Here is a 25,376-nt window from a genome sequence, read left to right as displayed (position 1 = left end):
CCTCGGCGCCGCGCAGGACTCCGAGGGTGCGGCCCGCGCGGGTATTGATTCGAAATATCGAACATGCGTCGAATTGTCGACGACTTTAACATCTGTAATGGGCAGAATGGCAGGTTCCGGCCGTCCGAGGTAATGGTTTGCACCATTGCCGATCCGGTCGATGTCCAGGCAATGCAGGGGTTGACGTGACTGCAAGCACAGTCGTACTTTCGTGTTCGGTTGGACAGATTTGGTCCGAAATATCGAATGGATGCCTGTGGTGACTTCAGACGTACCGCGTTCGACCCAGACATCGCCAGCGTCGGCGTCGCTGGCCCGGCTCGGCTATCCGGGCGCCGCGAACACCCTGCCGACGTCCGCACTGGCCTTCCCCGACGGCGGTGCCTTCCGGGTGGAGATCCCCTCCGTCGAGGGCCCGGACGCGCTGGCCGCCGTGCTGGACGAGGCCGCCCGCCGGTCGGTACCGATCCACCGGGTCAGCCAGGGCAGCGGCGTGATGATGCAGACCGACGCCGAGATCACCGACATGGTGCAGCGCTGCGCCGAGGCCGACATCGAGCTGTGTCTGTTCCTCGGTCCCCGCGCGAGCTGGGATTACGGCGCCGGGCGGTACACGGCGGCGGGCAACCTCGGTACGAGGGCGCGCGGCGGCGAGCAACTGGAGCAGAGCCTCGAAGACGCGTTGCGGGCCGTGGAACTCGGGGTCCGCTGCCTGCTCGTCGGCGACGAAGGTGTGCTGTGGGCGCTGCATCGCCTGCGGGCCACCGGTGAACTGCCCGCCGATCTGACCTTCAAGGTCTCCGCGCTCATCGGACCGGCGAATCCCGCTTCCTTCGCGCTGTTCGAGAATCTGGGCGCCGACTCGGTGAACGTCCCCGGCGACCTCAGCCTCGCCCAGCTCTCGGCCCTGCGCTCGGCGGGCCGTAGTGCCATCGACTTCTACCTCGAATCGCCGGACAACCTCGGCGGTTTCATCCGGCACTACGACGGACCCGAACTCGTCCGGCTCGTCGCCCCCGTCTACCTCAAGTTCGGCCTGCGCAACGCCCCGGACATCTACCCCTCCGGCGGACATCTGCGCGGCGCGGTGCTGGAGTCCGGCCGCGAGCGGGTCCGCCGCGCCGAACTCGGCCTGGCTCTACTGGAGCGACGCGGCCTGCTCGACCAGATGTCGCCCTTGGGCAGCAGGGCGATCGGGGGACTGCGTCGATTCGAGCCCGCGCCGGAATCGGCCGATGGCACGCAGACGGGCGAGACGCGATGAAGCCGTTCACCGTGAGCAGGCGCGGCCTGCTCACGGGTGCCCTCGGCATCGGCGCGCTCGGCGCGTTGTCCGGTTGCAGCGCCAGGACCTTCTTCGGCGGCCAGGACGCAGGCCTGCGGTTCTGGGATCTCTACGCGGGCGGCGACGGCGTCAACATGCAGCAGATGCTCGACGGCTACCGGGCCGCCCACCCCCAGGTCAGCTTGGAGGCCGTCACCCTGCAATGGGGCGAGCCGTATTACACCAAGCTCGCGATGGCCGGGGCGGGCGGTCGCGCCTCCGATGTGGCCGCCCTGCACCTGGCCCGGCTCGGCGCCTACGCCCCCGCCGGACTGCTCGACCCCTTCGACGACGAACTGTTGGCCGAGGTCGGCATCCGCGAGGAGGACTTCCCCGCCGAACTCTGGCGGCGCTCCCACTCCGGCGACCGACTCTTCGCGATCCCATTCGACACCCACCCGTTCGTGCTCTATTACAACCTCGACGTCTGCCGCGAGGCGGGCCTGCTCGATGCGAACGACGAGCTACGCGCACTGGAGGGCCCCGAGGCGATCCTGGACGCCTTCACCGCCGCCCAGGAGATCACCGGCGTGCACGGACTGGCCATGGAGACCCTCGGTCCGGACTGCATCACGCCGTGGCGCCTCTGGTACACGCTCTATCGCCAACTCGAAGGCGAACTGCTGACGCCGGACAACCAGGCATCGGCCATCGACGACGACAAGGCCCTCGAAGCGCTCGACTTCATGCAGCAGATGACCCACAGCGGCGGCGCCGCCCGCGAGATGGACATCAACGGGTCGGTCGCGATCTTCGGCAACGGTCAGGCCGGCTTCCATATGAACGGCGAATGGGAGCTGGCCACCTTCCAGGAGACCGGGGTGCCCTTCGGGATGGCCCGGATTCCCAAGATCTTCGACACCGACGTCGCGCAGGCCGACTCGCACGTCTTCGTCCTGCCGCATCAACTCGATCGCAGCGATCGAGAGCAGCAGCGCAACGCCTACGAGTTCATCGCCTACCTGCTGCGGGACAGCCTGCAATGGGCGGCGAGCGGCCATCTTCCGGCCTACCAGCCCGTCGCCACCAGCGACGAGTTCCTGTCGATGCGACCACAGTCGCTCTACAGCTCGGTCGCCGAGGACGTGCAGATCGATCCGCCCGTCTGGTTCGGCGGCTCCGCCTCCCGACTGTGGATCTCCTTCGGCTCGGCGTTCTCCTCCGTCCTCACCGGTCGCGCCACCCCGCGAGAGGGACTCGACGAGGCGAAGAGCGCCCTGCAGAACCTCCTCGACACCCCAGATCCAACCCGCTGACCATCTTCGGAGGTACGGCCATGGCAGTGCGCAGCGCCGCGCGCCCCAGCCGCTTAGCCGATCCGTCGGGACCGAGGCCCAACCGACGTCGGACGGACTTCACGGGGCTGTACTTCGTGCTCCCGTTCTTCGCCTTCTTCGTGGCCTTCCTGATCTGGCCGTTGCTCGCTGGCCTCGGCACGAGCACCACCGACGCAGGCCTGTCCACCCCCGGCGAGTTCGTCGGGCTGGACAACTTCGTCGCCGCGTTCCGGGACCCCGACGTCTGGGTGTCGCTGGGCAACACGCTGTGGTTCACCGTGTTGAGCACGCCGCTGTTGGTCGGCATCGGGTTGATCCTCGCGCTGTTGGTGCACCAGCTCACGCCGGGACGGTGGTTCTGGCGGCTGTCGTTCTTCGCCCCATTCCTGCTGCCCGCCACGGTCGTATCGCTGATCTTCGTGTGGATCTTCCAGCCGGATTTCGGTCTGGCGGACGGAATGCTCGCGGCGATCGGGCTGAACACCGATGTCGGGTGGCTGAGTGATCCCTCGATGGCGATGTTCTCCATCGTGCTGACCACCACCTGGTGGACGGTCGGCTTCAACTTCCTGCTCTATCTCGCCGCGCTGCAATCGATCCCGCAGGAGTACTACGAGGCCGCGGCCCTGGATGGCGCGGACCGTTGGCGACAGCTGTGGCGCATCACCCTGCCGCTGCTCGGCCGCACCACCGGACTGGTGTTGGTGCTCCAGCTGCTCGCCTCGCTGAAGGTGTTCGACCAGATCTACCTGATGACCAGCGGCGGGCCGGGCAACTCGACCATCCCGGTCATCCAATACGTCTACGAGATGGGCTTCACCAACTTCCGGATCGGCTATGCCTCCGCGATCTCCTACCTGTTCTTCGCCATCGTGCTGGTGATCGCCCTGGCGCAACTACGCCTGTTCGGCAATCGCAAGGAGTCAGACCGATGACCGCCGACGCGCTCACGCTGGACAAACCGGATCCCGCCGAGCCATCGGGCGGTGGTCGCGTGCCACCCGGATCGAACCGGCCGACCGGCCGGGGCAGGGGTCGTCGTCGCCGGATCAGTATCAGCACGGTCGTGCTGTTCGCGGTGACCGCAGTGCTGGCCGCATTCTGGCTGTTGCCGCTGGCCTGGGCGGTGCTGACCTCGTTCAAGCCGGAGGGCGAGACCACCGCGATTCCGCTGCAGTGGTTCCCCACCGAGTGGACGCTGGACGCCTATCGGTCGGTGATCGGCAACAGCGACATCGGGCTGTGGATGTTCAACAGCATCGTCACCGCAGTGATCACCACGATCCTGGTGGTGCTGGTGTCGAGCATGGCGGCCTACGGATTCGCCAGGACGACCTTCCCCGGCCGTCGAATCCTGTTGGCCCTGACCATCATCGGCATCATGGTGCCGCCGCAGGTGCTCATCGTTCCGCTGTTCGCGGAGATGGTGGCTCTCGGGCTGGTGGACACCTACTGGGGCATCATCCTGCCGCAGGTCGTGGCGCCCGCGATGGTCTTCATCCTGGTCAAGTTCTTCCAAGCTCTACCCACCGAGCTGGAGGAGGCCGCCCACATGGACGGCGCGAGCCGCTGGCGGATCTATTGGCAGATCGTCATGCCGCTGTCCCGGCCGGTCCTGGCCGCCGTGTCGATCTTCACCTTCATCAGTACCTGGAACAACTTCCTCTGGCCCTTCATCGTCACCACCGACCCCAACGCCATGACCCTGCCAGTCGGCCTGGTCGCCGTGCAGGGTGGTTACGGACTCCGATTCGCCGAGATCATGGCCGCGGCCGTGCTCGCGGCTCTCCCACTGTTGATCATCTTCGTTCTGTTCCAACGCCAGGTGGTGCGCGGTATCGCGCACACCGGTCTTTCCGGCCAATAGGCCAGCGAGAAACCAGGTCTGAGGAACCAACAGAAGGAGATGTGATGACCAGACCCCACCGACGAACCACGGGCCGAAGTCAACGGCCGCGCCGAGCGGCCATCCTGCTCGGCAGCCTGCTGTTGCTGGTCGCCGCCGGGTTACCTGCCGCAGCCGTCGAGCGGCAGGCATCGGAGAGCAACACGCAGACCACCGCAGACCAGGACTATCCGTTGCCCGGCCTGGTCACCGGCGACCTGCGGGCCCACGACCCCTCGATGATCCGCACCCCGCAGGGCTATCGACTGTTCGCCACCCACGACGGCGTGCAACTGCGCACCTCGCCGGACCGCGTCGACTTCCAACGCAATCCGGCCGCCCTGTCCGCCATCCCGGAGTGGGTGTACTCCCGCAACTCCGGCGGAGATGTCTGGGCGCCCGACATCTCCTTCCACAACGGCACCTACTGGCTGTACTACGCGGCCTCGTCCTTCGGCAGCAACAACTCCGCGATCGGGCTGGCCACCAGCCAGACCGCCGAACCGGGCAGCTGGCAGGACCGGGGGGTCGTCTACTCGACGACCACCAGCGCGGATCACAACGCCATCGACCCCTCGCTGCTGGTCGTCGGCAACGACTGGTGGCTGTCCTTCGGCTCGCACTGGTCCGGCATCAAGATGATCCGCATCGACCCGGCCACCGGGATGCGCCACGGCTCCGACCGCACCGTGCACAACCTCGCCAGCAGGCCATCGGCGGGCGGCGCGATCGAAGCCCCCTACATCCTCGAACGCGGCGGCGACTTCTACCTGTTCGTCTCCTTCGATCGCTGCTGCGCGGGCACCGACAGCACCTACCGGATCATGGTCGGCCGCGCCGACTCGCCGACCGGCCCGTACTACGACCGCAACGGCACGCCGATGCTCGGTGGCGGCGGCACGCAGATCCTCGGCAGCCATCGCAACGTGATCGGCCCCGGCGGCCAGAGCGTCCTGCGCGACACCGACGGCGACCTGCTCGTCTACCACTACTACGACGCGAACAACTCGGGCATCGAACGGCTGGGAGTCAACCTTCTCGGCTGGGATGACCAGGGTTGGCCGTACGTCTACTGATCTCGGGCCGGGTGCGGGCAGCCTCGAAGCAGGCGCCCGCACCCGCTGGAGTGCGCCCGCCGCCAAGGGCCAAACACCAGGGAGGTTCTTCCAGCACCGCAAGCCCGGTGCCCGTGGCCATCCATCGACGTCCGTGCGCACACCCGAGCGCACGAACCTCACTCTGCAACCGGAAAGGCAGCCATGAGTAAGCCCACCGAGTCGACTGCCGCGTCCTTCACCCTGCACCCGGATTTCGCCGTCGGCGAGGTGCACCCGCATCTGTTCGGTTCCTTCGTCGAACACATGGGGCGCTGCGTCTACACCGGCATCTACGAGCCCGGACATGCGACGGCGGACGAGGACGGCCTGCGCACCGATGTGCTGGACCTGATCAGAGAACTCGGCGTCACCTTGGTGCGCTATCCCGGCGGCAACTTCGTCTCCGGCTACAACTGGGAGGACGGCGTCGGTCCGGCCGAATCCCGGCCGCGTCGCCTCGAAGGGGCCTGGCGGGCGGTGGAGACCAACCAGTTCGGGCTCTCCGAGTTCATGAACTTCACCCGCAAGACCGGCGTCGACCCGATGATGGCCGTCAACCTCGGAACCAGGGGAGTGGACGCCGCCCGCAGGTTGGTCGAGTACAGCAACCACCCGGGCGGCACCGAACTCTCCGACCTGCGGCGTTCCCACGGCGACGAAGAGCCCTTCGACGTGCGGTTGTGGTGCCTGGGCAACGAGCTGGACGGCCCGTGGCAGATCGGGCACAAGACCGCCGAGGAGTACGGCAGGCTCGCCGCCGAGACCGCCAAGGCGATGCGACTGGTCGACCCGGACCTGCGGTTGGTGGCCTGCGGCAGCTCGCACTCCTCGATGCCGACCTTCGGCAGCTGGGAGGAGACCGTCCTCGACCACACCTTCGACCACGTCGACTACATCTCCTGCCACGCCTACTACCAGGAGCACGACGGCGACGTCGACAGCTTCCTCGCGTCGGCCGTGAACATGGAGCACTTCATCAGCAGTGTCGTCGCCAGCAGCGATCACATCGCGGGCAAGCGACAGAGCAAGAAGAAGCTGATGATCTCCTTCGACGAGTGGAACGTCTGGTACCAGTCGCGCCAGACCGCCGAGAAGCCCGAGCCCTGGTCCACCGCGCCCCGGCTGATCGAGGACAACTACACGGTCACCGACGCCGTGGTGGTGGGCAGCCTGCTGATCGCGCTGCTGCGGCACTGCGATCGGGTCACCGCCGCCTGCATCGCCCAGTTGGTCAACGTCATCGCCCCGATCATGACCGAACCCGACGGCCCGGCCTGGCGACAGACCAGCTTCTACCCGTTCGCCGACGCCGCGAAGCACGGGCGCGGCCGGGTGCTGCGCGTCGAACCGAACAGCCCCTCGCATGAGACGGCCAAGTACGGCGACGTCGACCTGCTGCACGCCACGGCCGTGCAGGGCGAGGACGGCACGACCACGGTGTTCGCCGTGAACCGCTCCACCACCGACGCGCTGGATCTGTCGGTGGACGTCCGCAACCTCGGCGACGTCCGCGTGTTGGAGCACCGGGTCCTCACCGACACCGACCGGCATGCCAGCAACACGCTGGCCGCCCCGGATCGCGTGCGGCCCACCACGGTCGACGGCTCGACCGTCACCGACGGCCGAGTTCAGGCCGCGCTGCCGCCGTTGTCCTGGAACGTGATCCGCCTCGGCAGCTGAGCCCAGCGCGCCGAATGCGGCGCAGTGGCTCCATAGCTCGGGTGCAGCCGGCGCCTGCCGATCGGCGACGCCGTTTCGAATCAAAGGAGAAGGGTGTCAGTGAAGATATCCAACGTCAGCACTCATGTGCTCGGCACGCCGTGGCGGAACCTGACCTACGTCGTCGTGGAGACCGACGAGGGGCTGCGGGGCGTCGGCGAGGTGCGGATGCTCAACCACACCGACGCGCTGATCGGCTATCTCGGTGAGGCCGTCGGCAACCATGTGTTGGGCAGCGACCCCTTCGACATCGAGTCGCTGGTGTCGCGGATGTATCACAACGACTTCGGTCGGGCTGGCGAGATCGTGATGTCGGGGATCGCCGTCATCGAGATGGCCTGTTGGGACATCATCGGCAAGGCGTTGAACCAGCCGGTGTATCGGCTGCTCGGCGGCGCGGTGCGCGACAAGATCAAGGCCTACGCCAACGGCTGGTACACCGTGGAGCGGACGCCGGAGGAGTTCCACACCGCCGCCAAGAAGGTCGTCGACTACGGCTACCAGGCGTTGAAGTTCGACCCCTTCGGCCCCGGCCGGATGGAACTCGACCACGCCGAGACCGTGCGCTCGATCGAACTGGTCGAGGCGGTGCGTGACGCGGTCGGGCCCGAGGTCGAACTGCTGGTGGAGATGCACGGTCGTTTCACTGCGGCCACCGCGTCCCGGATCGCGCGGTTACTGCGGCCCTACGACCCGGCGTGGTTGGAGGAGCCGACCCCGCCGGACGACATCGAGGCGCTGGCGAAGTTCTCCGCGACGGCGGAGGCACCGGTGGCCACCGGCGAACGCCTGCACACCAGACACGAGTTCCGCCAGCTTTTCGCCCTGCAGGCGGCGGACATCGTGCAGGCCGACATCTCGCACTTCGGCGGCATCCTGGAGTTGAAGAAGCTGGCCGCCACCGCCGAGACCCATCACATGATGGTCGCCCCGCACAACGTGGGCGGCGCGGTGCTCACGGCGGCCAACCTGCATCTGGCCGCCTGCACCACGAATTTCAAGATCCAGGAACACTTCAACGACTTCTCGGACGCCTTCGTCAAGGACGTGGCACCGGGTAACCCCGAGGTCGTCGACGGCTACTTCGCCCTGCCCACCGGGCCGGGTCTGGGCGTCGAGCTGGATCTGGATCTCGTCGCCGAGCACCCTCGGCAGAAGGTGAACTTCAACCTGTTCAAGGACGGCTGGCAGCGGCGGGACACCGTGAGTCAGTAGTTCTCGGTGTTGCCTTCCGCCCCGTCGCCCTCCGGCGGCGGGGCGGAATCCGCTCAGCCTTGCGCCGCTTTCTCCAGCCACGCCCAGAGTTCTGCCTCCCGGTCGGCGTCGTAGGACTCCTTCGACGACGCGGCGACCCGGGTGCGGTGGATGTACGAGCCGGTGACCGCCGAGGTGTCGCCCAGGATGACGTCGGCGAGCTTGCGGCCCGCGACCGGCGGGGTGTCGACGAGCGGGGTGAGCGTGAACGCTGGGACGAGGTACTTCATCACGAAGTCCGAGGCGCCGCCCGCCTCGCGAGCCAGCCCGGTGCCGATGACCAAGCTGGGGTTGTAGGCCAGGATGTCGACTCCTTCGGGAAGCCTGCGCGCCCACTCGTGGACCAGGTGGATGCCGCCGAGTTTGCTGGTGGCGTAGGCCCTTCGGCCTGCGCGGACGGATGTCGACCGGACGTAGGCGCCGGGCCGGAAGAGCTTTTCGGGGGTGGTCCAGTCGGTGGCGGGGAACACGCCTGCGGTATGGCGGAGGTCGCCGAAGTGGGCGTCGCTGACGGTGACGACGATGCGTGCAGGTGTGTTCCGCAGATGCGGGTGCAGTCTACGAAGGAGCAGATGCGTGGCGAGCACGTTGACGGCGAAGGTCGTCTCGTAGCCGTCGACCGTAGTGTGCATCGCGCTGTCGAGGTGAACACCGGCATTGCAGACCACGCCGTGCAGCGGTGGAAGCGTGCCCGCGTCGAGCAGGTCCTCTACCTGTGCTGCGGCCTTGTTGATGCTCGCCGTGCTCGCCAGGTCGACGTCGATGGTGGAGACGTGTGCGGAGATCTTCCGCAGTTGCGGCATTACCTGAGCGGCGGAGGCCGCCCGCGCGAGAACGACGAGGTGGACGTCCGGTCGACGGCGAAGCAGTTCTTGGGCGGCTTCGAGGCCGATACCTCGGGTGGCGCCGGTCATCACGATCGTGCAGTCGGCCATGGGTGCGTCCTCCGGTGAGTTGGCTGCCTCGGCGCGGCTCGGTGGGTTCGCGAGGCCATCGAGAAGGACATTGCGGGCTGGGCGGCGGCCGAGGAAGGCCACGACGAAACTGGTCTCAGCAGGGCCACGCTCGTCGGTCGTGGTGTGCGGGGACCATGGGCACACTGGGCTCATGGAGAACGCTGGCCACCCGGACCTCGGGAACTACCTCCGGCGGCGACGGGCGATGATGACCCCGCCGACCAGGGCGGATGGTCTTCGGGGTTCGCATCGCCGAGTGCCGGGACTACGCCGTCAGGAGTTGGCCGAGGTCGCGTCGATCTCCGTCGAGTACTACACCCGGCTCGAACAGGGCCGGGCCCCGCGCCCGTCCCGCGACATCCTCGCCGCGCTGGCCCGCGCTTTCGAACTCACCGTCGCGGAACGGGACCACCTGTACCGGCTCGCAGGTGAGCTGCCGCCCGAACCGGCCGAGCCCTCCGGCGCTGTCCGGCCGGGCCTGCTGCGCCTGATGGCGCACCTTGACTCGGCCGTTCCCGTGACGGTGCACGACGGCAGACTCGATGTGGTGTCCACCAACGCCGCCGCCACGGAACTCCTCGGCGCAGTCATTGGCAGCGGCGACTATGGCCGCAACATCGTCCACCGGGCCTTCACCTCGGAGGTCTTCGCGAAGTTCCTCGATGACGAGGGCATGGAGCAGTTGTGGCGGGTGGCGGCCGCCGAGCTGCGCGCGGCGCTGAGCCGGTATCCGGATGACCCCTATCTACGCGGGCTGTTCGAGGATCTGTTGGCGCGCAGCGCGGCCTTTCGCGAGCGGTGGGAACGCGGCGAGGTCGGCGCGTGGCGATCCGCGTTCAAACGCATCCACCACCCCACGCGGGGCTGGCTCGATTTCGACACCGAGATGCTGCACGACCCCGAGCGCGATCACTGGTTCATGCTGTACACGCTGCGGCCGCAGGAAAGCTCCTAGCGATCACTCAAGGGGCACACGCGCACCACCTGCTTCATCCTCCGAGTAGACCGGTTTCGGATTCGGCTCGGGATTCCCTGATCGAGGCTTTTCGTGTTCTTTTTCGTGCTCGATGCTTTCTGTGGCGTTCGCGTCTTCGCGGGGGCAGTAGTAGCAGGTTCGTGACCTGCGGTTATAGGCCTCCTCTTCTGTTTCGTCGGGACGCTTTTTCATCCAAGGTTTCAACACGGGCATGGCTCCATCAGCGTTGATGAGCAGGGCATGACAAGGGGACGCGCGGGAGACGCGCATTCTCAGGGAGGAATCGACAGCGCGGCCGGGCGCCCGGCCGCGCGGACGTGATTGCCGCTAGGCGGACCGGGCCTCGGCGAGGTGGTCGACCACCCGCGCGGTGGCGGTGGCGAGGGTGGCGCGGTCGGGGACGATGAAGCGTTGGAGCACCAGGTTTCCGACGGCGACCTGCATGATGGCTCGCGGTCCGAGGACGGTCACCCGCAGCTGCCCGGTCTGGCGGGCGCGGTCGATCACATTGAACGTGGTGGTGGCGCTTGGGCGTTCGGTGGTCACGGTGCGCAGCAGCAGACCCGCCTCGCGCGAGGCGAAGGAGGCGAAGCCGCGCCCGCGACAGGCCAGCGAGACCGAGCCTGCCGAGCGGTTGGCCACGAGGACGAGCGTGAAGGACCCGCCGGTCGCCGTGTGCACGGACACGGCCGCCGCACAGGATGCCGTCATGCCGCTTCCTCGCTGTCCGGCCACAGTGGACTGTTGAGGAATGGTCGAATCCGGGCGGCCCGCAGCTGCCGCACCGCGCCCATCGGCCACAGCTGCGGCAGACTCGGCGCCGACCAGCGGGGTTGGGTGGTGGCCGGTGGTTCGGGCGGCGTGGTGACGAGCCGCAACCGAGGCCGCCGGTCGACAACTCGCAGCTTGCGGGCCCGGGCGGGCACCGACCGCAGCACCCGCAGCCAGGGACGTGTTCCGTTGCCGATCACCGGACCACCGCCAAGGCGCGTGCGCTGTGCGGTGCGGCGGCGGCCCGACATCCGGGGCACTCCTGCCAATCGAAGAAGCAGGATTCCACGGGGCGCCGGTTCAGCGGATGAAAGACGGCCTCGGGCTCACAGCGGGGCGCGACCTGCGGTGCGGGCAGCGCGGCGGGGTGCCGGAGGTGGGTGTCGCCGATGGCGACGGACCGGACGAACCAGAATTCCGAGGGCTCGGTCATGACACCTCCAGTCCGGCCAGCGCCTCGCGGGTGTCGAGCTCGGTCAGCGCGTTGCGCAGTGCGGCCAACAACGCGGGTACGTAACGTGCGGCGACCAGCCAACGGGCGACAAGGTCGTCGTGCCGAAGCCGCAACACCGCGACCTCCACGCCGGTGGCCTGTCGTTCCAGTCGGAGTCGACGCGGTTCGCCGTCCTGCACGGCGGGCAGATCGAGGAACCGGCCGCGCCCGAGCATGTCCAGGAGATCGGCCGTGTCGGTCCTGGCCACCTCCACCCGAACGGCGGCTGCCACGTCGGAACGCCCACCCACCAGGGCGATTCGCTCGGCTGCGACCTCCACTGAGAGTTCGACGGCCTGGCTGTCGAGGTAGCTGATCCACTCCGCCGCTACGGAGTTCGCCCCGCTCACCGCGACACTCGCAGATGCCGAGGCAGCGTGCCCACCAACGCGGGCCTCGGCGGCTGCGGCCGAAACGGGGGAGCGGCGGACCGTGCCGATGCAGCGAGGTCCGGAGAAGACGGTGCTGCTGGTCCTTCGGCGGCCCGCCGAATCGCATCGGCGGTGAGGGTTTTCATCTCCGCCATCCGACGGCGCGATGGCGGGCGGCGGCGAGCCCGCCAGAGGCGGTTTTCCTGCCAGTGGCAGGCAAGCGCTGTGGTGAGCAGCGCGAGCAAGGTGAAGATCCAAAACGGCGCCATCAGGCAGCCTCCTTGTCAGGAATTCGTTCATATGAACACTATGGCTTCATGGTTCATATAAACAAGGATCTTCCTCCGTCTGGGTGAACTACCAGCGGCTATGCTGCTCGGCATGGGAAGACCGCGTAGCGCTCAGCTGCGAACGCCCGGTGCTCGATCGCTTGGTGCAGCGGTGAAGGCTGCGCGCACGGCGGCAGGTCATTCCACCCGCGCCCTGGGTCGCCGATTGGGCAAGTCCGCTGCGTGGGTGCTCATGCTGGAACGTGGTGAAGTGGTCTTCACCCCAGAGCTGGTGACAGCAGTTGCCAACGCACTCGAACTGCCGACCCCGGAACGCGAGGCGCTGGCCCGGCGGGCGGACGACATCGGCATGTCTCCGTGGACGCCAAGCACGGACCTCCCCGGTCAGTTGACGACCCTGGTTGGTTACGAGCGTGAAGCGGTGCAGATAAACGAGATCACTCGGATCATCCCTGGGTTGCTCCAGACCGAGCAGTACGCACGGGCCATGATTTCCACTTCGGAGCGTTACGACCAAGATGACCTGGTGCGGATCCGGATGGAGCGGCAACAAGTATTGACCTGCTCGACCGCACCGTTCTACCTGGTGATTCTCGATGAATCTGCCTTGCAGAGACCGATTGCGGGCCACGAGGCGATGGCGAAGCAGATGGCACACCTGGCCACCATGGCGGAACTCTCAAATGTCGATGTTCGTGTCATCCCTAATTCGGCTGGTGTCTACCCCGGAATGTCTGCTCAGTTCACAGTGTTGGAGTTCGAGGACTCTGACCCCGTCGTCTACGTCGAGCTACTCGCGACGGCGACCTGGCTCGACAAGCCGAACGACACCGCTCCGTATGCGCCAGCGCTAAAGCGGTTGCGATCTCAGGCGATGTCTTCAGCTGAGTCCGTCAACCTCATGATCAGCTATCAGCGGTACCACGAAAGGAAGGCGGCGGAATGAAGTTCCCTCGTTTCGCGGGTTGGCACAAGGCTACGGCGAGCCATGCAGAAGGCGGCTGCGTAGAGGTCGGCGACGCCCCGGGCTTAGTCGGCATCCGCGACACCAAGAACCGCGATGGCGGCACGCTCGTCGTCGGCCGCCCCGAGTTCGATGCGTTCCTGTCCCAGCTGAAGGCCAACCGGCTGCGCTGACGGCGGTGCCACGCTGGCGCGTCCGATCGGATGACCACCCTCGACGTCTCCGCGGCCCATCGCCACGATCGGCGATGGGCCGCTTCGTTTCTCAGCCGCCCATCGTGAGTTGTTCGCAGCACCACGAAGGGGACGGGATGAACCACAACCTCACCGGATGGCACAAGGCGAACGCCAGCGGGGGCAACGGCGGCTGTGTAGAGGTCGGTGACGCCCCGGGCTTAGTCGGCATCCGCGACACCAAGAACCGCGATGGCGGCACGCTCGTCGTCGGCCGCCCCGAGTTCGATGCGTTCCTGTCCCAGTTGAAGGCCGACCGACTGCGCTGACCTAACAGCCAGGCCGCCGCGTCCGATCGAACCGATCTCCCTCGCCGATCACGCGAGATCAGCCCACCCGAAGCTCCCGATACGCCTCGAACACCTGCTACACCGCCTCGGTCACGGGAAGCTCACCGAGGAAGCTCTGGGTAGGTACTTCCCAGGCGCGGAAGCATCTCAGATTGTGAAGACTGCGGAGTCTTCCCGGGTGGTTTCGACGAAGGGGACTTCGGTGACGCGACCCAACTGGACGAAAACGCGGGCGAGGCTGGCACTCTAAATTGGTGCGAGAACCTCATGAACGTTTTGTGTGGCGCGTCGGGTGCGGCCCAGTGTTTCTTGTATTGTGCCGCTTTCGGAACCACGCCTGCTGGCCTTGGATGCGGTGTTCTGTGCGGCATCATCGCAACAGTCGGATGCGCTAGTGTCACCAGTTTCGTTTGCGGTGGCTAAGGGTGTAATGTCAATCCGGTAGGCTGTCAACTCGGACTTTTATGCAATGTGTCGAGTATGATGTAAAACTTGGTCAAGTTCTCGGTGTCGAAAGGTGAGTTGATATGAGAGGCCGCTTCCTGGTGTTCGCTGTCATTGCCTTGACGATGGTCTCTGGAACGCTCCTATTGCAAGGTTGGCGTGCTGCCCTTTTTGTTCTCGTCGGCGTCATCTTAGCTGGCGTAGCACTGTTTGCGGTCTCGCGACTTGCCGCCCGAAAGAATGAACGAGACTAGGTTCGGCGTAAATTTAACCTTACCCTAAAGCGGTGCGTGCGCGCGATCGACCCGACGGCACCCGCCGCGCCCGAGACGAAGACGACATCGCCCTCCTTGGCCTTCGCGACGTCCACGATGCCCGCATATGCCGTCAGGCCGGGCATCCCCAGCACGCCCAGGTAGGCGCTGGGCGGGGCGATCCTGGGGTCGACGCGCACCGCCTGTATCCCGAACCGGACGTCATCGATCACCGGGACAACGAATCCGTCAATTCGGGGTTATCGCGGAAAGGTTGCCAATCTATACAATCAGGACGGACACCGCCGTTGTCCATGAACTCGTGAAGTGCACGGCGAAAGTCATCCATCGTGATCACGGCATTCGCGGGGAACCTATCGCCGGTGTGCAGGTCGTAACAAAGCTCCGGCGCATCATCGATCGGATGCGGGTTCAGACTGAACCATTGACCCTCCTCCCCGGATGATGTCTCGCCGATGAAGTAAATCGCCGTGACGGCACAACCCAAACGAAGGTCGATAGCCAGTTGATGATCGGGTAGATCATTAGGTTCAACTTTCGGGCGTTCGACAATAATGAAGATCGCATTATCATCCAGATAAGTCTCAAACACCTCATCGATGACCTTGTCCAGGGACTCCTGGTCTCGAACCACCACGGGCGTGTCGTCGTTGGTTTTATACATTGCATGGAGGGTGCAGGTCATCGAGTCCTCCGCCCCTTAATGACATGCGTCTTCACTGGGTCATGAATAATCAAAATCTGTTCGACATACAATATCCTTGGAACGATACGCTCGCAATTATACAAAGCTCGCGCACACATCCTATGGTTAATCACCAAGTCGGCGCGAGAGCAGCCCTCCTCCACCATCCTATATGCAGTTTTTATCTCTACGTGCCTGGAAAGGCTGTTGGGAAGCTTGCTCTGCGGAATCGGACCATGATCGCGGAAGTGCTCGTTGACTCGGTCGCACTCAGCGTCTGCGCCGCTCACGATCTCGTACTCCTCACCGCTAGCATCACGGTAACGACCAGTGGTTTTGCTTCCTTGCACACGCGGCGGGAGCCTTACCCTCTGCCGAGCAGCCCAATCGGCGGACTCCTGTTCGGTGAGTTCTCGGGCGGGGGTCGTCGATGCGGGCTGTTCTGGGGCTTTCGGGCTCGGTCGGGGTGCAGGGGCGCCGGTTGCGGGATCGGTGGTGGGGATGATGGCCTGCGGCGCGGCAGGGTCCGAGCCGAGGACGGATTGGGCATAGGACTCGGCGTGGTGACCGGCGGCTTCCAACCGTGTCCAGGCTCGGGCCAAGTCTTCGGCTACTTCGTGCAGGAGAGCGACGGCGGTGTGCAGTTCGGGACTGGCGGAACCTGAGGCAGCCTCGGTCAAGGGTGGCAGTAGTTCACCCAGGATGAGTTCCCGGTAGGCGGCCATCTCGCTGGGGGTGACGTCATCGAGCGAAGCCCGCACAGCGGCGACGATCGTTTCGACGGACTTCATGGGCAGCCGCGCCTAGAGCCTGACCACGTAGCACTGGATCAGCTCGGCGGCCCGAACGAGTTTGGCCTGCGCCGCTTCGAGTTCGGCTTCCACGCCTCGTAGGCACGCTTGCGCTCGGTGGGCGTGCGGGCTGGTGGTTCCGTACCACTCGGCGGCCACGACACCATGAGCGTCAGCGAGGCGACGGCTGACCGAGGAGAGCGGGGCAAGCGGCAGTCGATCGACAACAGCTGCAAGTAGGGGTGTTGCAAATAACGGCGACAGTAGGGCGATTCTAAGCGTTCTGCGTAGATTCGATTTTTTTATGGCCGAAGGTTTCCTTATCTTTTTGGCTGTGAAATGGTTCTATGTGTAATTATGGATCCAATAATCGAAACCGCTAGGACGCTCAATGTGAGGAAAAGAGGCCAGCTATGGATAACGACATCGTAGGTATTCGAACTGTCGTTATATCGACATTGGGTCGTTAGCAACCCGGTTCTTGCTATCTCGGTAGTCTGGTACCAATCGGACAGGGAGATGCATACCCACCGATGGTGATTGTACTGCAATAGGATCGATAGGACTGCGCATGCCTGGGCTGCAATCAAAGCAATTGTCATTGGTTTCGCAAATTTGCCGGAAATGGGTTTACGCATAGGATTCACCTCCCGTGCGAGATTGGATAAGACTTAGATGGGAATTGCCGGATCGATTTTCAGCTTACTGCAGCCCTAATAGCTTGAAACTCCGCCGTTCGGTGGAACTTGCGTGGCTCGTGTCACTAAATTTTATCCCGGTGATTGAGCTGCAAGTTCTTGCAGATTACCTTAGAATTGCTTTCGCTTGCTTTATTTGTTGGGAGTATTTTCGGGAATTTTTGATTTGTCTGTGGATGGCGATTCTCTTGTAGTTGGGGGCGGGTACGTAATATCTTGGGCCTGCTACTGGACCAGCAGGTCCCAACCCACCGAGCCTTCCGGCTCATCGAGCCAGATCCGGTGCCGCTCATCGGGGGTGACGGTCAGACCGAGACGATCCCAGGCTGGCCCGCCGAGGGCGTCCCACGTTGCGTGAATTTCATCGAAGGCGTCCCAGAGCGGCACCGGACCGCCCTGCCGGGTCTCGCGCCTGCCGTTCTCGTCGGCCTGCATTCCGACTGCGGACCAGGAGCCGTCGGGCGTGCTGAACACAGCCCACTCCGGCCCCGAACTGGTGGCACCCCGATACCCGAAGGCCACCTCGCCGGGAAACCGCGTCTGCGCGAGGAACCACGGCACCAGCGACGACCACGGTGTCGGTTCGAGGCGGGTCGAGGATCGGCGGCTCGCGTTCACCTCCCCGACGAAGCCCGTGGCTTCCGGGGCGCGATCGGTGTTCCGCATCGCCATGAACCCGGCCCACTGCGGCAGGAACCGCCCTTCGAACCGATCGGCATGTCGGGTCAACAACACGAGATTGCCTGCATGGGTGCTCGGCTTCAGATCGACCAACACGAGCCCGCCCTCTCGCACCTGCTCGGCCCACGCCCAAGGAATGCTCGGCAGCGAACACGTCGCAATGATCCGATCGAAGGGAGCATGCGCGGGCAGGCCCTCGGCCCCGTTCGCGACGGCCAGAGTCGGAGCCAACCCCAATCGATCGAGCCTGCATCGGGCCGCATCGACCAGCGATGCCCCGATATCGACGGAGAACACCCGGTCGGCGCCCAGCCGATGGGTCAACAGCGCGGCGTTGTAACCGGTCCCGGTGCCGACTTCGAGCACCCGATGGCCATCCTGGACATCGAGCGCCTCCAGCATCCGGACCATGAGGCCGGGCTTGGTCGACGACGAGACGGTGACCCGATTGCCCTTCGTGGTGGTCGCCAGCTCGGTGACCAGCGGTTCGTTGCGGTAGACAGCGGCGAACCATCCGTCATCGTCCGCGCTCGTCTCGGTCCACTGACCGTCTGGTTGCTGAACATAGAACCGTGGCACGAACACATGTCGCGGGACCGCCTCGACAGCGTCCCGCCACGCGGGCGACCGCAATATCCCCGACGCCGCCATCTCCTCGGCAAGCCGGTGCGCTGATTCATGCCACGCCGACGTCGTCGCCGTCATTCTGTGGTCCCCTCTCGGCCCGCCGCAACAACCAGCGTGCCGGCGCGCCCCTGTCCGGCGAGTGGTCGGCGGCTCGCCTGCCGCCGACCACCGCGTTCCCCGCGTCACCCCCGCGCGGTACTCCCCGCGAACGGCAGCACCGGCACGCCCGTGACGCCCGGGGTGACCGAGAACAGCGCACCCGCCTCGGCCTCGGGATCGCTGAGTCCGTCGCGGGAGGTGGTGATGTAGAGCGTGTCCAGCCCGTCCCCGCCGAAGGCGCAGGCGGTGACCTGCCGGACCGGCACGTCCACGACCTCTTCCAGGGTGCCGTTCGGCGAGTAGCAGTGCACCGCCGATCCACCCCACAACGCCACCCACAGCCTGCCCTCGGCGTCGATCGCCATCCCGTCCGGCGAACCGTGCTTCGAGTCGATCTCGACCAGGGGCCGCCGGTTGCGCAGCGCTCCCGCCGTCGCATCGAAGTCAAAGGCATCGACGCGGCCGGTCGGGGTGTCGATGTAGTAGGCGATCTCGCCGTCCAAGCTCCAGTTCAGGCCGTTGGAGATGGTCACCGGCTCCAACACCACGGTGACCGAGCCGTCCGGGTCCAACCGGAAGAGCTTACCTCGGTCGGGAGTCGCGCCGTAGGCCATCGACCCGACGTAGAACCTGCCCTGCGGATCGCAACCGCCCTCGTTCATCCGAATCGACGGATCGGACCACACCTCGGTCAGCCGCTGCGGCTCGTCCGACCCCGGCGGGATGACCGCGAAACCGCGTTCGACGGCGACCACCAGCCCGCCATCGGTCGCGGGGCGCACCACGGCGGCGACCTCGCCCACCTCGGTCCTGGTGACATCACGGAAACTCGGATCGCTGGTCAGGAACGCGCCCGCCAGCATGTCCACCCAGTGCAGGACCCCACGCTGCGGATTCCACACCGGTCCCTCGCCGTGATGGGTAAGGGCTGTGGTGACCGTCGTCGCCTTCATCTGTCCTCGTCCTCACTCATCGACACCCGAATCGGCAGGTGATCGGCGCTTCATCGCCGCCGAGATCACCTGCTCGCACTGTAAAGCCTGTCGATGACCGCGCAGGGTCGACGAAACCCGCCTATCGCGGTGTCGATGTCACAAAGAATTCGGCCCTAGCGGACCCACCCGCGCGCCGAGGCGAACAAGCTCAGCGGTGCAGCTCGCTCGGCAGCTTCTCCCCGGTGCGTTCGGACCGCTCGGCGCGCTGCCGTAGGTCCGTGGAGGCCGGTAGATCCTCATCGGTCAAGCAGGAGTCGACCAGCTCGGTCACCCCATCGTGCTGCTCATAGCGGGGGGACGGATCGCAGTCGATCCTGGAGACGGTGAAGAACGCCGCGCCCGTCAGCGCCGTGGCGGCGAGCACGCTCATCACCAGGGAGGACACTCCGGCCTGTCTCGCCCCGAACACCGCCGTCCCTCTCCTCGACATCCTTGATCCACTCGGTTGGGGGATCACTCTTCTGAAGCGTACTCGTGACCATTCATCTCTTCCCACCTTCGGGTGCGGTATGGCAAGAGGTTCCGAGGTCGGGTGATTCGCGTCCTGCTCATCCCCAGTACCTCGGTTCGTTTGGCAGGATGCCCGCCATGGAGCTGGTCAGCGTCGATCGGATCAATACCGCCCGCAAGCTGTTGGCCGGGGTGGTGCGCGAGACCCCGCTGCGACCGTCACGGGCGCTGCGGGATCGGTGTGACACCGAGGTGTTTCTCAAATGCGAGAACCTCCAACGCACCGGCTCGTTCAAGATCCGAGGCGCCTACAACCGCATTCATAACCTGTCGGCCGACCAGCGTCGACGCGGGGTGGTGGCGGCCAGCGCGGGCAACCACGCTCAAGGAGTCGCACTCGCGGCGTCGCTGCTCGACATCCCCTGCACGGTGTTCATGCCGGAACAGGCGTCGTTGCCCAAGATGTCGGCCACCAAAGCCTACGGCGCCGAGGTTCGGTTGGTCGGAGCGGTACTCGAAGAAAGCTTGGCCGCTGCCAAGGAGTTCGCCGCGCAGACCGGTGCGGAACTGATCCACCCCTTCGACCACGAAGACGTCGTGGCAGGCCAGGGCACCGTGGGCCTGGAGATCCTCGAACAACTCCCCGATGTGCGCACCATCGTGGTCGCCGCGGGCGGCGGCGGACTGGTGGCGGGCATCGCCGCCGCCGTGAAACCGGTGCGCCCCGATGTCCGCATCGTCGCCGCCCAGGCGGAGAGCGCCGCTGCCTGGCCCGCGTCGCTGGCCGCAGGAAAGCCCGTCCGCCTCACCGAGATGCACACCATGGCCGACGGAATCGCGGTCGGCGAACCGGGAGTCGTCACCTTCCGCCACGTCGCCGAACTCGTCGACGACGTTATTACTGTCAGCGAGGAATCGCTGTCCCGCGCGCTCCTGCTGTGTCTGGAACGGGCGAAGCTCCTCGTGGAGCCCGCAGGCTCGGCGGGAGTGGCCGCGCTCCTCGACCACCCCGGCAGCTTCGAAGGTCCGGTCGCCGTGGTGCTCTCCGGCGGCAACATCGACCCGCTGCTTCTCCTGCACGTCATCCAACACGGCATGACCGCAGGCGGGCGGTACCTGGAACTCACCGTCCGCATCCCCGACCGGCCGGGTTCATTGGCCGCGCTGCTCACCGAGGTCGGCCAGTTGGGCGCCAACGTCATCGACGTCAAGCACTCCCGCATATCCGGCGCGCTGGCACTCGGCGAGGTCAACGTCGCACTGAACCTGGAGACCAGGGGACCCGACCACCGCCGCGAGGTCGTGCAGCGCCTCGGCGCGGGGCATCCGATTCTGCTCTCGCACTGATCGACCGTTCGGGCGGCAAGCAGCATTGATCAAGCCTGCACGGCTCACCGCTCTGGAAAGATATTCATCTCAGTGATGAATGAAGATGATGCCTTCATGATGTCGGAGCCTCATCGCCCTGGGTCTAACCCGAACCCGGAACGGGAGTGAAGCACTGCAACCGCCTTCCGTGGCTGTTCAGGAGCTTCGCTGATCGCGTGTTGGCCTTGGCTCGCTGCGCTGTCTTCGTCGGGCGGCGACCTGTGTCATGACGGTCGATCGGCCGTTCGGGTGGTGTTTCGTCCGGTTCTGCTGAATTGAACTTCCTTGCGTGATCGTCTGGCTACGGTACGGCTCGGTCGGATGATCTATCGCGGGGAGGCGATGAGGGGTGTCCGAGGGTTTCGACGTGGATCCGGAAGCGTTACGTGGCACCGGAGATGGGCTGATCACGCTCGCGGATGACATCCACGCCTCGGTCGGGGAACTCAGCGGCGAGTCCTCGGCCTTGGGCGGTCTGAATCAGGGCTTCGAGTCCAGCACGCTGCTGATCGACGCCGAGTCGCAGTGGCAGGAGGCGGTCGAGACACTGAGCGCTCGGACCTCCGCGGGCGGCGGGCTGCTCAAGGAGAATGCCGACGAATACCTGCGCATGGACGAAGAAGCGCGCGGCTCATTCGTCTTGGAGTGACACCGGGTCTTATCGAGCATCGGTCGGGAAGTCGGTTGCCGACCGGACGATGGCCCGCGCCGGTGGGCCGCAGGGGAGTATGTGAATGGTCTCGTTCGGAGACTTGCGCAGTGCAGAACCGGGCCGTTTCGAGAAGGCCGCCGAGAACTGGTCCGATCACGCCGACCGACTCAGCCATCATGCGGATGATCTCGACGGCAAGATCGATGAGTTGGAAGGCTGGCAAGGGCAGGCCGCCGACGCGGCGCGGGCGCACTTCCGCCGGTTACACGATCAATTCACCGAGGCAGCCGGCACGATGGGACAGATCCCACCGATCCTGCTGGAGTTGACCGATAGAACCACGACCGCGCGGGACCAACTGTTGGAGGCGATCCGGCAGGCGGAGGAGACCGGAATCTCTGTCCATCCCGATGGGGCGCTTAGCGGTCCATCACGAGGACCAGGGCATCAGGGCGGGCGATGGGATGACCATTTCGCCAAGGCCGAACGGCTGAGGGAAGAGCTAGCGGCGGCGATCAGGGCTTCGGTCACGGCCGCGACCGAAGCAGACGAGGCGGCGAAGGCCAATCTTGCAGAACTGATGCCTGCTGTTGTCGGTCTGTCTCCCCAGGCTCTCGGTGCGGGCGAGCCGTACCCCCGTGAGTCGATTCCAGCGCCAGGCACCGACCCCGCCGAGGTCAAAGACTGGTGGGACTCGCTCACCGCAACGGAACGTGAGTCACTGATCTACGGCGACGCGGACCTGGTCGGCAGCCTGGACGGTGTGCCGATCGAAGCACGCGATCGGGCGAATCGAGCGATCTTGGAGGAGCAGCTAGCTGTGCTCACCGCCAGGCGTGATCAGCTGGAGGCGTTGGGGGACTTGGGTAGCAATCAACAGGCCGAACTTGACGAGATTATCGGGAAGATCGGCGGCTTGAACGCGGTAGACGAACGCCTGAGGAACCCTGAACCGGGAGAGCAGGATGCCTACCTGGTCCTCATCGATAGCGAGGGGAGTGGCCGGGCTGTTGTCGCGGCAGGTAACCCTGACACTGCGGATAACGTGGTGACCAGCGTGCCCGGAACAGGCGCCAATCTGTCAGGTGTCCATGGGCTGCTGGATCGCTCTGACCTGTTGGTGCATGCTTCCGGATTGGCCGACAAAGAAGCGACCACGGCTGCCGTAACTTGGCTCGGCTACGACGCCCCTCCCGATCTCGTTCATGCTGCGGGAGGATCGTACGCCGAAGGTGCTACCAGCAGCCTCCAGCGCTTCCAGGAAGGGCTGCGCGTCACACACGAAGGAAGCGGCTCGCACAATACGATTCTCGGCCACAGTTACGGATCTACTGCCGTGGGCTATGCGGGGCGATCAGGAGGAGGCTTGGACGTGGACAGCATGATATTCGTCGGAAGTCCAGGCGTCGGCGTAGACCATGCCAGCGAACTGGGCATACCTCCTGAGAACGTCCATTCAGGCTTAGCTCAAAACGATCTCATCAAAGTTGCTGCATGGGCGGTTCATGGGCCGGATCCAACGAGTGACGATTTCGGCGGCCAGACCTTCTACACCGAGGCTGGTACCAGTGGCTCCTGGATATCAGGCGGGCTCAGCGGATCGGCGCATTCCGAGTACTGGGATGAAGGTTCGGATTCTCTGCGGAACATGGGGCGAATCGTGGTCGGAGATGGCTGAGTCGTCGAGGTCGTGGAAATTCTCGACTCAAGCGTTGTTTCTGCTATTCATTCTTTTTTCCGTGGTTGGGTGTGGAGTTATGGGCCGTAATGGAATGGAACCGACAATAACTGAGGCCGAGGCGGAGGGGCGAGCTGAGCAGCTAATTCAAGATGCTGTGGAAAGCTTGTCAGTTGATCCGCAGCTTGAGTTGTACTCACGGCGAAGCTCGGAATGTCTGGATCCCGATGATAATGGCCCATTGGGTAGGGTGAGTTCAGGTACGACCTATTGGATGGACGGTATAGACCGATCGATGAACCGTGCCGTCGTGGATGAACTTGTGAGCTGGTGGGAGAGCAACGAGTTTGTGATTCTGTCCGATAAGCGACATGAAGACGATCTATTCGTATCGGTTGAGCATCGCCAGGATGGCTTTCGCATGTCGATCCGTGCGAGCGTTCAGGGAAGTCTTTCGCTCGGCGCCTCTTCCCCGTGCATATGGCCCAACGGAACACCGGAACCAGAGGTGCCGTGATAAGCAGAAAGTCGGCGGACTCAAGGTACATTGTACTGATCGGCGTTGCTGCCATCATCATAATTGCCCCGGTTTTTCTGTTGTCGGGATTGGGTTGGTACTTCGTATCGACGGTTACTGAAGATGAAGCAACGGAGATGGCCGAGCGGCATATTCAGCTAGCTATTGCTGAGCTGGCTGGTGAGGTGGGATCCGAAGCGGCCGCCCGTGTGGACAGCCAAGAATGTTTCGATCCATTGGATTATGGTGCGACGGGACGCTTGGCCGTTCACGCCAGCCAGTCTATCGAAGGTTTACCGAGTCGGCGTCCTGAAGGGGTTGTCGAGGTAATCTATCGGTATTGGAACGCTAATGGGTACCAAGACATTTCAGATGCTCGTCCCGAGTATCTCGCCGTCTCCGCGCGACACGGTGAAGACGATTTTCGGGTGTCGATTTCATCGAATGCAGTGGGTGGCCTGACGATTCGCGCGTCGTCGCCGTGCATCTGGCCAAAGGGCACTTCGGCACCCGAGACGCCCTGGCGCCGCGCCCCTAAACCACCCGACTATCCCGGGCATGAGATGACGGACTCGGCCCGCTCGGTTTCGCCACGCTGAGCAGGTCGGAAGGGATGGGCCATGGAGTTGTGGAACCGCGCGATGGACGTCATCGAGGAGCACCTCGAACAGGACGAGATCGATATGCGGCAGGTCGCGGCCGCCGCTTTGACCTCGGAGTATCAGCTTCGCCGAGTCTTCTCGGTCCTGGCCGGGATGCCGCTGTCGGAGTACATCCGTCGCCGCAGGATGACGGTCGCCGCCCGTGCCGTACGAGCCGGTCAAGAGTCTGTGCAGGACATCGCGGTGCGCTTCGGCTACAACTCGGCCGATGCCTTCGCTCGCGCCTTTCGCGGCGTGCACGGCGTCGGACCGGAGCAGGCGCGTCGGCCCGAAGCCATCCTGCGTTCGCAACCCAGGCTGTCCTTTCACCTCACCGTCCAAGGGAGAACGGACATGAAATACCGCATCGTCGAGAAGCCGGCATTCCGCATCGTCGGGCGCCGAACCCGCGCCAGGATCATCTTCGAGGGCGGCAACAGCGAACTCGATCAATTCGTCCTCGCCCTGCCCGACTCGGACTGGGAGCGCATCGAAGAACTCTCCGACCAGGAGCCGGCCGGCGCGCTGTCGGTCTGGTACGACGCCGACGGAACGGGCGGCGCCGAGGGCACGGAGGCCGAGTTCTACCTCGGCGCGGCGACCAACCAGCCTGCGCCGCCCGGCTACGACTCGCTCGAGATCGGCGCGCACACCTGGGCGGCCTTCACCGCGTCCGGACCCTTCCCCGAGTCCTTGGAGAAGTTGTGGCGGTCGGTCGGCGGCGAATGGCTCCCGGCCAATCCGTACCGGCTGGTGCCCGTTCCGCAATTGGTCCGGGCCGATTACCACGATGACGAGGGCACCCACGCCGACGTCGAACTCTGGTTGGCGGTCGAGCCCACCGACTGACCGTTCAAGCGCCAACCTGCACCCGG

General features: G+C 65.1%; 30 protein-coding genes and 1 pseudogene. 17 read left to right on the top strand and 14 right to left on the bottom strand.

Features of this window, described 5'->3' with window-relative positions; translation table 11 throughout:
• The first annotated feature begins 259 nt into the window (after positions 1–259).
• The 7 genes from BKA25_RS23335 to BKA25_RS23305 all read left to right on the top strand — a co-directional run bounded on the left by BKA25_RS23335 (position 260) and on the right by BKA25_RS23305 (position 8,517).
• Positions 260–1,264, top strand: coding sequence for a hypothetical protein (locus BKA25_RS23335; protein WP_216637784.1), 1,005 nt, complete (start codon positions 260–262; stop codon positions 1,262–1,264).
• Entirely contained in the window at positions 1,261–2,580 is a 1,320-nt protein-coding gene (locus BKA25_RS23330; protein WP_069846628.1) for an extracellular solute-binding protein, read from the top strand. Before BKA25_RS23335 ends, BKA25_RS23330 begins: the two co-directional genes overlap by 4 nt.
• A gap of 20 nt (positions 2,581–2,600) precedes the next feature.
• Positions 2,601–3,536, top strand: a complete 936-nt coding sequence (locus tag BKA25_RS23325) for a carbohydrate ABC transporter permease (protein ID WP_069846629.1) — start codon at positions 2,601–2,603, stop codon at positions 3,534–3,536.
• On the top strand, positions 3,533–4,468 hold the full coding sequence (locus BKA25_RS23320; protein WP_084642497.1) for a carbohydrate ABC transporter permease: 936 nt from the start codon (positions 3,533–3,535) through the stop codon (positions 4,466–4,468). Before BKA25_RS23325 ends, BKA25_RS23320 begins: the two co-directional genes overlap by 4 nt.
• A gap of 44 nt (positions 4,469–4,512) precedes the next feature.
• Positions 4,513–5,562, top strand: a complete 1,050-nt coding sequence (locus BKA25_RS23315) for an arabinan endo-1,5-alpha-L-arabinosidase (protein WP_069846631.1) — start codon at positions 4,513–4,515, stop codon at positions 5,560–5,562.
• Between the two features lie 183 nt (positions 5,563–5,745).
• On the top strand, positions 5,746–7,263 hold the full coding sequence (gene arfA, locus BKA25_RS23310) for an arabinosylfuranosidase ArfA (RefSeq protein ID WP_069846633.1): 1,518 nt from the start codon (positions 5,746–5,748) through the stop codon (positions 7,261–7,263).
• Between the two features lie 99 nt (positions 7,264–7,362).
• Entirely contained in the window at positions 7,363–8,517 is a 1,155-nt protein-coding gene (locus BKA25_RS23305; protein ID WP_069846635.1) for a mandelate racemase/muconate lactonizing enzyme family protein, read from the top strand.
• A gap of 53 nt (positions 8,518–8,570) precedes the next feature.
• Here BKA25_RS23305 and BKA25_RS23300 read toward each other — a convergent pair whose 3' ends face one another.
• Positions 8,571–9,491, bottom strand: a complete 921-nt coding sequence (locus BKA25_RS23300) for an SDR family NAD(P)-dependent oxidoreductase (RefSeq protein ID WP_069853252.1) — start codon at positions 9,489–9,491, stop codon at positions 8,571–8,573.
• Between the two features lie 172 nt (positions 9,492–9,663).
• Here BKA25_RS23300 and BKA25_RS23295 point away from each other — a divergent pair, with 172 nt between their 5' ends.
• Complete coding sequence (locus BKA25_RS23295) at positions 9,664–10,467, top strand: helix-turn-helix transcriptional regulator (RefSeq protein WP_069846636.1); 804 nt, start codon at positions 9,664–9,666, stop codon at positions 10,465–10,467.
• 3 nt (positions 10,468–10,470) lie between these two features.
• Here the strand turns inward: BKA25_RS23295 and BKA25_RS23290 are convergent, their stop codons facing one another.
• The 6 genes from BKA25_RS23290 to BKA25_RS23265 form a co-directional block, all read right to left on the bottom strand.
• Complete coding sequence (locus BKA25_RS23290; protein ID WP_157420931.1) at positions 10,471–10,695, bottom strand: hypothetical protein; 225 nt, start codon at positions 10,693–10,695, stop codon at positions 10,471–10,473.
• 120 nt (positions 10,696–10,815) lie between these two features.
• Complete coding sequence (locus tag BKA25_RS23285) at positions 10,816–11,199, bottom strand: hypothetical protein (RefSeq protein ID WP_157420932.1); 384 nt, start codon at positions 11,197–11,199, stop codon at positions 10,816–10,818.
• Positions 11,196–11,459 carry a hypothetical protein gene (locus BKA25_RS23280; protein WP_069846643.1) on the bottom strand — a complete coding sequence of 88 codons (264 nt, stop codon included), beginning with the start codon at positions 11,457–11,459 and terminating at the stop codon, positions 11,196–11,198. Before BKA25_RS23280 ends, BKA25_RS23285 begins: the two co-directional genes overlap by 4 nt.
• A complete protein-coding gene (locus BKA25_RS23275; RefSeq protein ID WP_069846645.1) occupies positions 11,456–11,692 on the bottom strand; it encodes a hypothetical protein in 237 nt (78 codons plus the stop codon). Before BKA25_RS23275 ends, BKA25_RS23280 begins: the two co-directional genes overlap by 4 nt.
• Positions 11,689–12,102, bottom strand: coding sequence for a hypothetical protein (locus tag BKA25_RS23270; RefSeq protein ID WP_069846647.1), 414 nt, complete (start codon positions 12,100–12,102; stop codon positions 11,689–11,691). The genes BKA25_RS23275 and BKA25_RS23270 overlap by 4 nt, the downstream gene beginning before the upstream one ends.
• Positions 12,099–12,392, bottom strand: a complete 294-nt coding sequence (locus BKA25_RS23265; protein ID WP_157420933.1) for a hypothetical protein — start codon at positions 12,390–12,392, stop codon at positions 12,099–12,101. Before BKA25_RS23265 ends, BKA25_RS23270 begins: the two co-directional genes overlap by 4 nt.
• A 100-nt stretch (positions 12,393–12,492) precedes the next feature.
• Between BKA25_RS23265 and BKA25_RS23260 the strand changes: the two genes are divergently transcribed.
• From BKA25_RS23260 to BKA25_RS28790, 4 genes are all read left to right on the top strand, one after another.
• Positions 12,493–13,359 carry a helix-turn-helix domain-containing protein gene (locus tag BKA25_RS23260; protein WP_084642499.1) on the top strand — a complete coding sequence of 289 codons (867 nt, stop codon included), beginning with the start codon at positions 12,493–12,495 and terminating at the stop codon, positions 13,357–13,359.
• Complete coding sequence (locus BKA25_RS23255) at positions 13,356–13,550, top strand: DUF397 domain-containing protein (protein ID WP_084642501.1); 195 nt, start codon at positions 13,356–13,358, stop codon at positions 13,548–13,550. The genes BKA25_RS23260 and BKA25_RS23255 overlap by 4 nt, the downstream gene beginning before the upstream one ends.
• 137 nt (positions 13,551–13,687) lie before the next feature.
• A complete protein-coding gene (locus tag BKA25_RS23250; RefSeq protein WP_069846650.1) occupies positions 13,688–13,879 on the top strand; it encodes a DUF397 domain-containing protein in 192 nt (63 codons plus the stop codon).
• Between the two features lie 165 nt (positions 13,880–14,044).
• Entirely contained in the window at positions 14,045–14,323 is a 279-nt protein-coding gene (locus BKA25_RS28790; RefSeq protein ID WP_512699161.1) for a hypothetical protein, read from the top strand.
• Positions 14,324–14,642: 319 nt separating this feature from the next.
• Here the strand turns inward: BKA25_RS28790 and BKA25_RS23245 are convergent.
• From BKA25_RS23245 to BKA25_RS23215, 7 genes and pseudogenes are all read right to left on the bottom strand, one after another.
• A pseudogene (locus BKA25_RS23245) lies at positions 14,643–14,801 on the bottom strand (NADP-dependent oxidoreductase); the annotation flags it as partial.
• Between the two features lie 26 nt (positions 14,802–14,827).
• On the bottom strand, positions 14,828–15,304 hold the full coding sequence (locus BKA25_RS23240; protein ID WP_084642502.1) for an Imm1 family immunity protein: 477 nt from the start codon (positions 15,302–15,304) through the stop codon (positions 14,828–14,830).
• Positions 15,301–16,029: a DddA-like double-stranded DNA deaminase toxin gene (locus BKA25_RS28695; protein ID WP_375791894.1), complete on the bottom strand. Its 729-nt coding sequence runs from the start codon at positions 16,027–16,029 to the stop codon at positions 15,301–15,303. The genes BKA25_RS23240 and BKA25_RS28695 overlap by 4 nt, the downstream gene beginning before the upstream one ends.
• A gap of 78 nt (positions 16,030–16,107) precedes the next feature.
• Positions 16,108–16,254 (bottom strand): hypothetical protein, encoded by a 147-nt coding sequence (locus tag BKA25_RS23230; protein WP_157420934.1) that lies wholly within the window; start codon positions 16,252–16,254, stop codon positions 16,108–16,110.
• Between the two features lie 764 nt (positions 16,255–17,018).
• The gene (locus BKA25_RS23225) at positions 17,019–18,179 is read right to left on the bottom strand and encodes a methyltransferase domain-containing protein (protein ID WP_069846658.1); all 1,161 of its coding nucleotides are present in this window, start codon (positions 18,177–18,179) and stop codon (positions 17,019–17,021) included.
• A gap of 104 nt (positions 18,180–18,283) precedes the next feature.
• Positions 18,284–19,153: an SMP-30/gluconolactonase/LRE family protein gene (locus BKA25_RS23220; RefSeq protein WP_069846659.1), complete on the bottom strand. Its 870-nt coding sequence runs from the start codon at positions 19,151–19,153 to the stop codon at positions 18,284–18,286.
• Between the two features lie 190 nt (positions 19,154–19,343).
• Positions 19,344–19,625: a hypothetical protein gene (locus BKA25_RS23215; RefSeq protein WP_069846661.1), complete on the bottom strand. Its 282-nt coding sequence runs from the start codon at positions 19,623–19,625 to the stop codon at positions 19,344–19,346.
• 158 nt (positions 19,626–19,783) lie between these two features.
• Here BKA25_RS23215 and ilvA point away from each other — a divergent pair, with 158 nt between their 5' ends.
• The 5 genes from ilvA to BKA25_RS23190 all read left to right on the top strand — a co-directional run bounded on the left by ilvA (position 19,784) and on the right by BKA25_RS23190 (position 25,350).
• Positions 19,784–20,992 carry a threonine ammonia-lyase gene (ilvA, locus tag BKA25_RS23210; RefSeq protein WP_069846663.1) on the top strand — a complete coding sequence of 403 codons (1,209 nt, stop codon included), beginning with the start codon at positions 19,784–19,786 and terminating at the stop codon, positions 20,990–20,992.
• A 370-nt stretch (positions 20,993–21,362) separates the two neighbouring features.
• Positions 21,363–21,662, top strand: a complete 300-nt coding sequence (locus BKA25_RS23205) for a WXG100 family type VII secretion target (RefSeq protein WP_069846664.1) — start codon at positions 21,363–21,365, stop codon at positions 21,660–21,662.
• Between the two features lie 85 nt (positions 21,663–21,747).
• Positions 21,748–23,343: an alpha/beta hydrolase gene (locus BKA25_RS23200; RefSeq protein WP_069846666.1), complete on the top strand. Its 1,596-nt coding sequence runs from the start codon at positions 21,748–21,750 to the stop codon at positions 23,341–23,343.
• A gap of 513 nt (positions 23,344–23,856) precedes the next feature.
• Positions 23,857–24,459 carry a hypothetical protein gene (locus BKA25_RS23195; protein WP_157420935.1) on the top strand — a complete coding sequence of 201 codons (603 nt, stop codon included), beginning with the start codon at positions 23,857–23,859 and terminating at the stop codon, positions 24,457–24,459.
• 21 nt (positions 24,460–24,480) lie between these two features.
• Positions 24,481–25,350 carry an AraC family transcriptional regulator gene (locus BKA25_RS23190; RefSeq protein ID WP_069846668.1) on the top strand — a complete coding sequence of 290 codons (870 nt, stop codon included), beginning with the start codon at positions 24,481–24,483 and terminating at the stop codon, positions 25,348–25,350.
• The last annotated feature ends 26 nt before the right edge of the window (positions 25,351–25,376 follow it).

This window comes from Actinoalloteichus hymeniacidonis, assembly GCF_014203365.1.
Taxonomy (GTDB): domain Bacteria; phylum Actinomycetota; class Actinomycetes; order Mycobacteriales; family Pseudonocardiaceae; genus Actinoalloteichus_A; species Actinoalloteichus_A hymeniacidonis.
Note: the sequence above shows the minus strand (reverse complement) of the source record. Positions and strands in the feature narration are given on the sequence as shown.

Bases quoted from the DNA above. Each gene is read 5' to 3' on its own strand.
- BKA25_RS23330 (WP_069846628.1), top strand. From the start codon at position 1,261: ATGAAGCCGTTCACCGTGAGCAGGCGCGGCCTGCTCACGGGTGCCCTC.
- BKA25_RS23325 (WP_069846629.1), top strand. From the start codon at position 2,601: ATGGCAGTGCGCAGCGCCGCGCGCCCCAGCCGCTTAGCCGATCCGTCG.
- BKA25_RS23320 (WP_084642497.1), top strand. From the start codon at position 3,533: ATGACCGCCGACGCGCTCACGCTGGACAAACCGGATCCCGCCGAGCCA.
- BKA25_RS23315 (WP_069846631.1), top strand. From the start codon at position 4,513: ATGACCAGACCCCACCGACGAACCACGGGCCGAAGTCAACGGCCGCGC.
- arfA (WP_069846633.1), top strand. From the start codon at position 5,746: ATGAGTAAGCCCACCGAGTCGACTGCCGCGTCCTTCACCCTGCACCCG.
- BKA25_RS23300 (WP_069853252.1), bottom strand. From the start codon at position 9,491: ATGGCCGACTGCACGATCGTGATGACCGGCGCCACCCGAGGTATCGGC.
- BKA25_RS23295 (WP_069846636.1), top strand. From the start codon at position 9,664: ATGGAGAACGCTGGCCACCCGGACCTCGGGAACTACCTCCGGCGGCGA.
- BKA25_RS23285 (WP_157420932.1), bottom strand. From the start codon at position 11,199: ATGACGGCATCCTGTGCGGCGGCCGTGTCCGTGCACACGGCGACCGGC.
- BKA25_RS23275 (WP_069846645.1), bottom strand. From the start codon at position 11,692: ATGACCGAGCCCTCGGAATTCTGGTTCGTCCGGTCCGTCGCCATCGGC.
- BKA25_RS23265 (WP_157420933.1), bottom strand. From the start codon at position 12,392: ATGGCGCCGTTTTGGATCTTCACCTTGCTCGCGCTGCTCACCACAGCG.
- BKA25_RS23260 (WP_084642499.1), top strand. From the start codon at position 12,493: ATGCTGCTCGGCATGGGAAGACCGCGTAGCGCTCAGCTGCGAACGCCC.
- BKA25_RS23255 (WP_084642501.1), top strand. From the start codon at position 13,356: ATGAAGTTCCCTCGTTTCGCGGGTTGGCACAAGGCTACGGCGAGCCAT.
- BKA25_RS23250 (WP_069846650.1), top strand. From the start codon at position 13,688: ATGAACCACAACCTCACCGGATGGCACAAGGCGAACGCCAGCGGGGGC.
- BKA25_RS23240 (WP_084642502.1), bottom strand. From the start codon at position 15,304: ATGACCTGCACCCTCCATGCAATGTATAAAACCAACGACGACACGCCC.
- BKA25_RS28695 (WP_375791894.1), bottom strand. From the start codon at position 16,029: ATGGCCGCCTACCGGGAACTCATCCTGGGTGAACTACTGCCACCCTTG.
- BKA25_RS23225 (WP_069846658.1), bottom strand. From the start codon at position 18,179: ATGACGGCGACGACGTCGGCGTGGCATGAATCAGCGCACCGGCTTGCC.
- BKA25_RS23220 (WP_069846659.1), bottom strand. From the start codon at position 19,153: ATGAAGGCGACGACGGTCACCACAGCCCTTACCCATCACGGCGAGGGA.
- BKA25_RS23215 (WP_069846661.1), bottom strand. From the start codon at position 19,625: ATGTCGAGGAGAGGGACGGCGGTGTTCGGGGCGAGACAGGCCGGAGTG.
- ilvA (WP_069846663.1), top strand. From the start codon at position 19,784: ATGGAGCTGGTCAGCGTCGATCGGATCAATACCGCCCGCAAGCTGTTG.
- BKA25_RS23200 (WP_069846666.1), top strand. From the start codon at position 21,748: ATGGTCTCGTTCGGAGACTTGCGCAGTGCAGAACCGGGCCGTTTCGAG.
- BKA25_RS23190 (WP_069846668.1), top strand. From the start codon at position 24,481: ATGGAGTTGTGGAACCGCGCGATGGACGTCATCGAGGAGCACCTCGAA.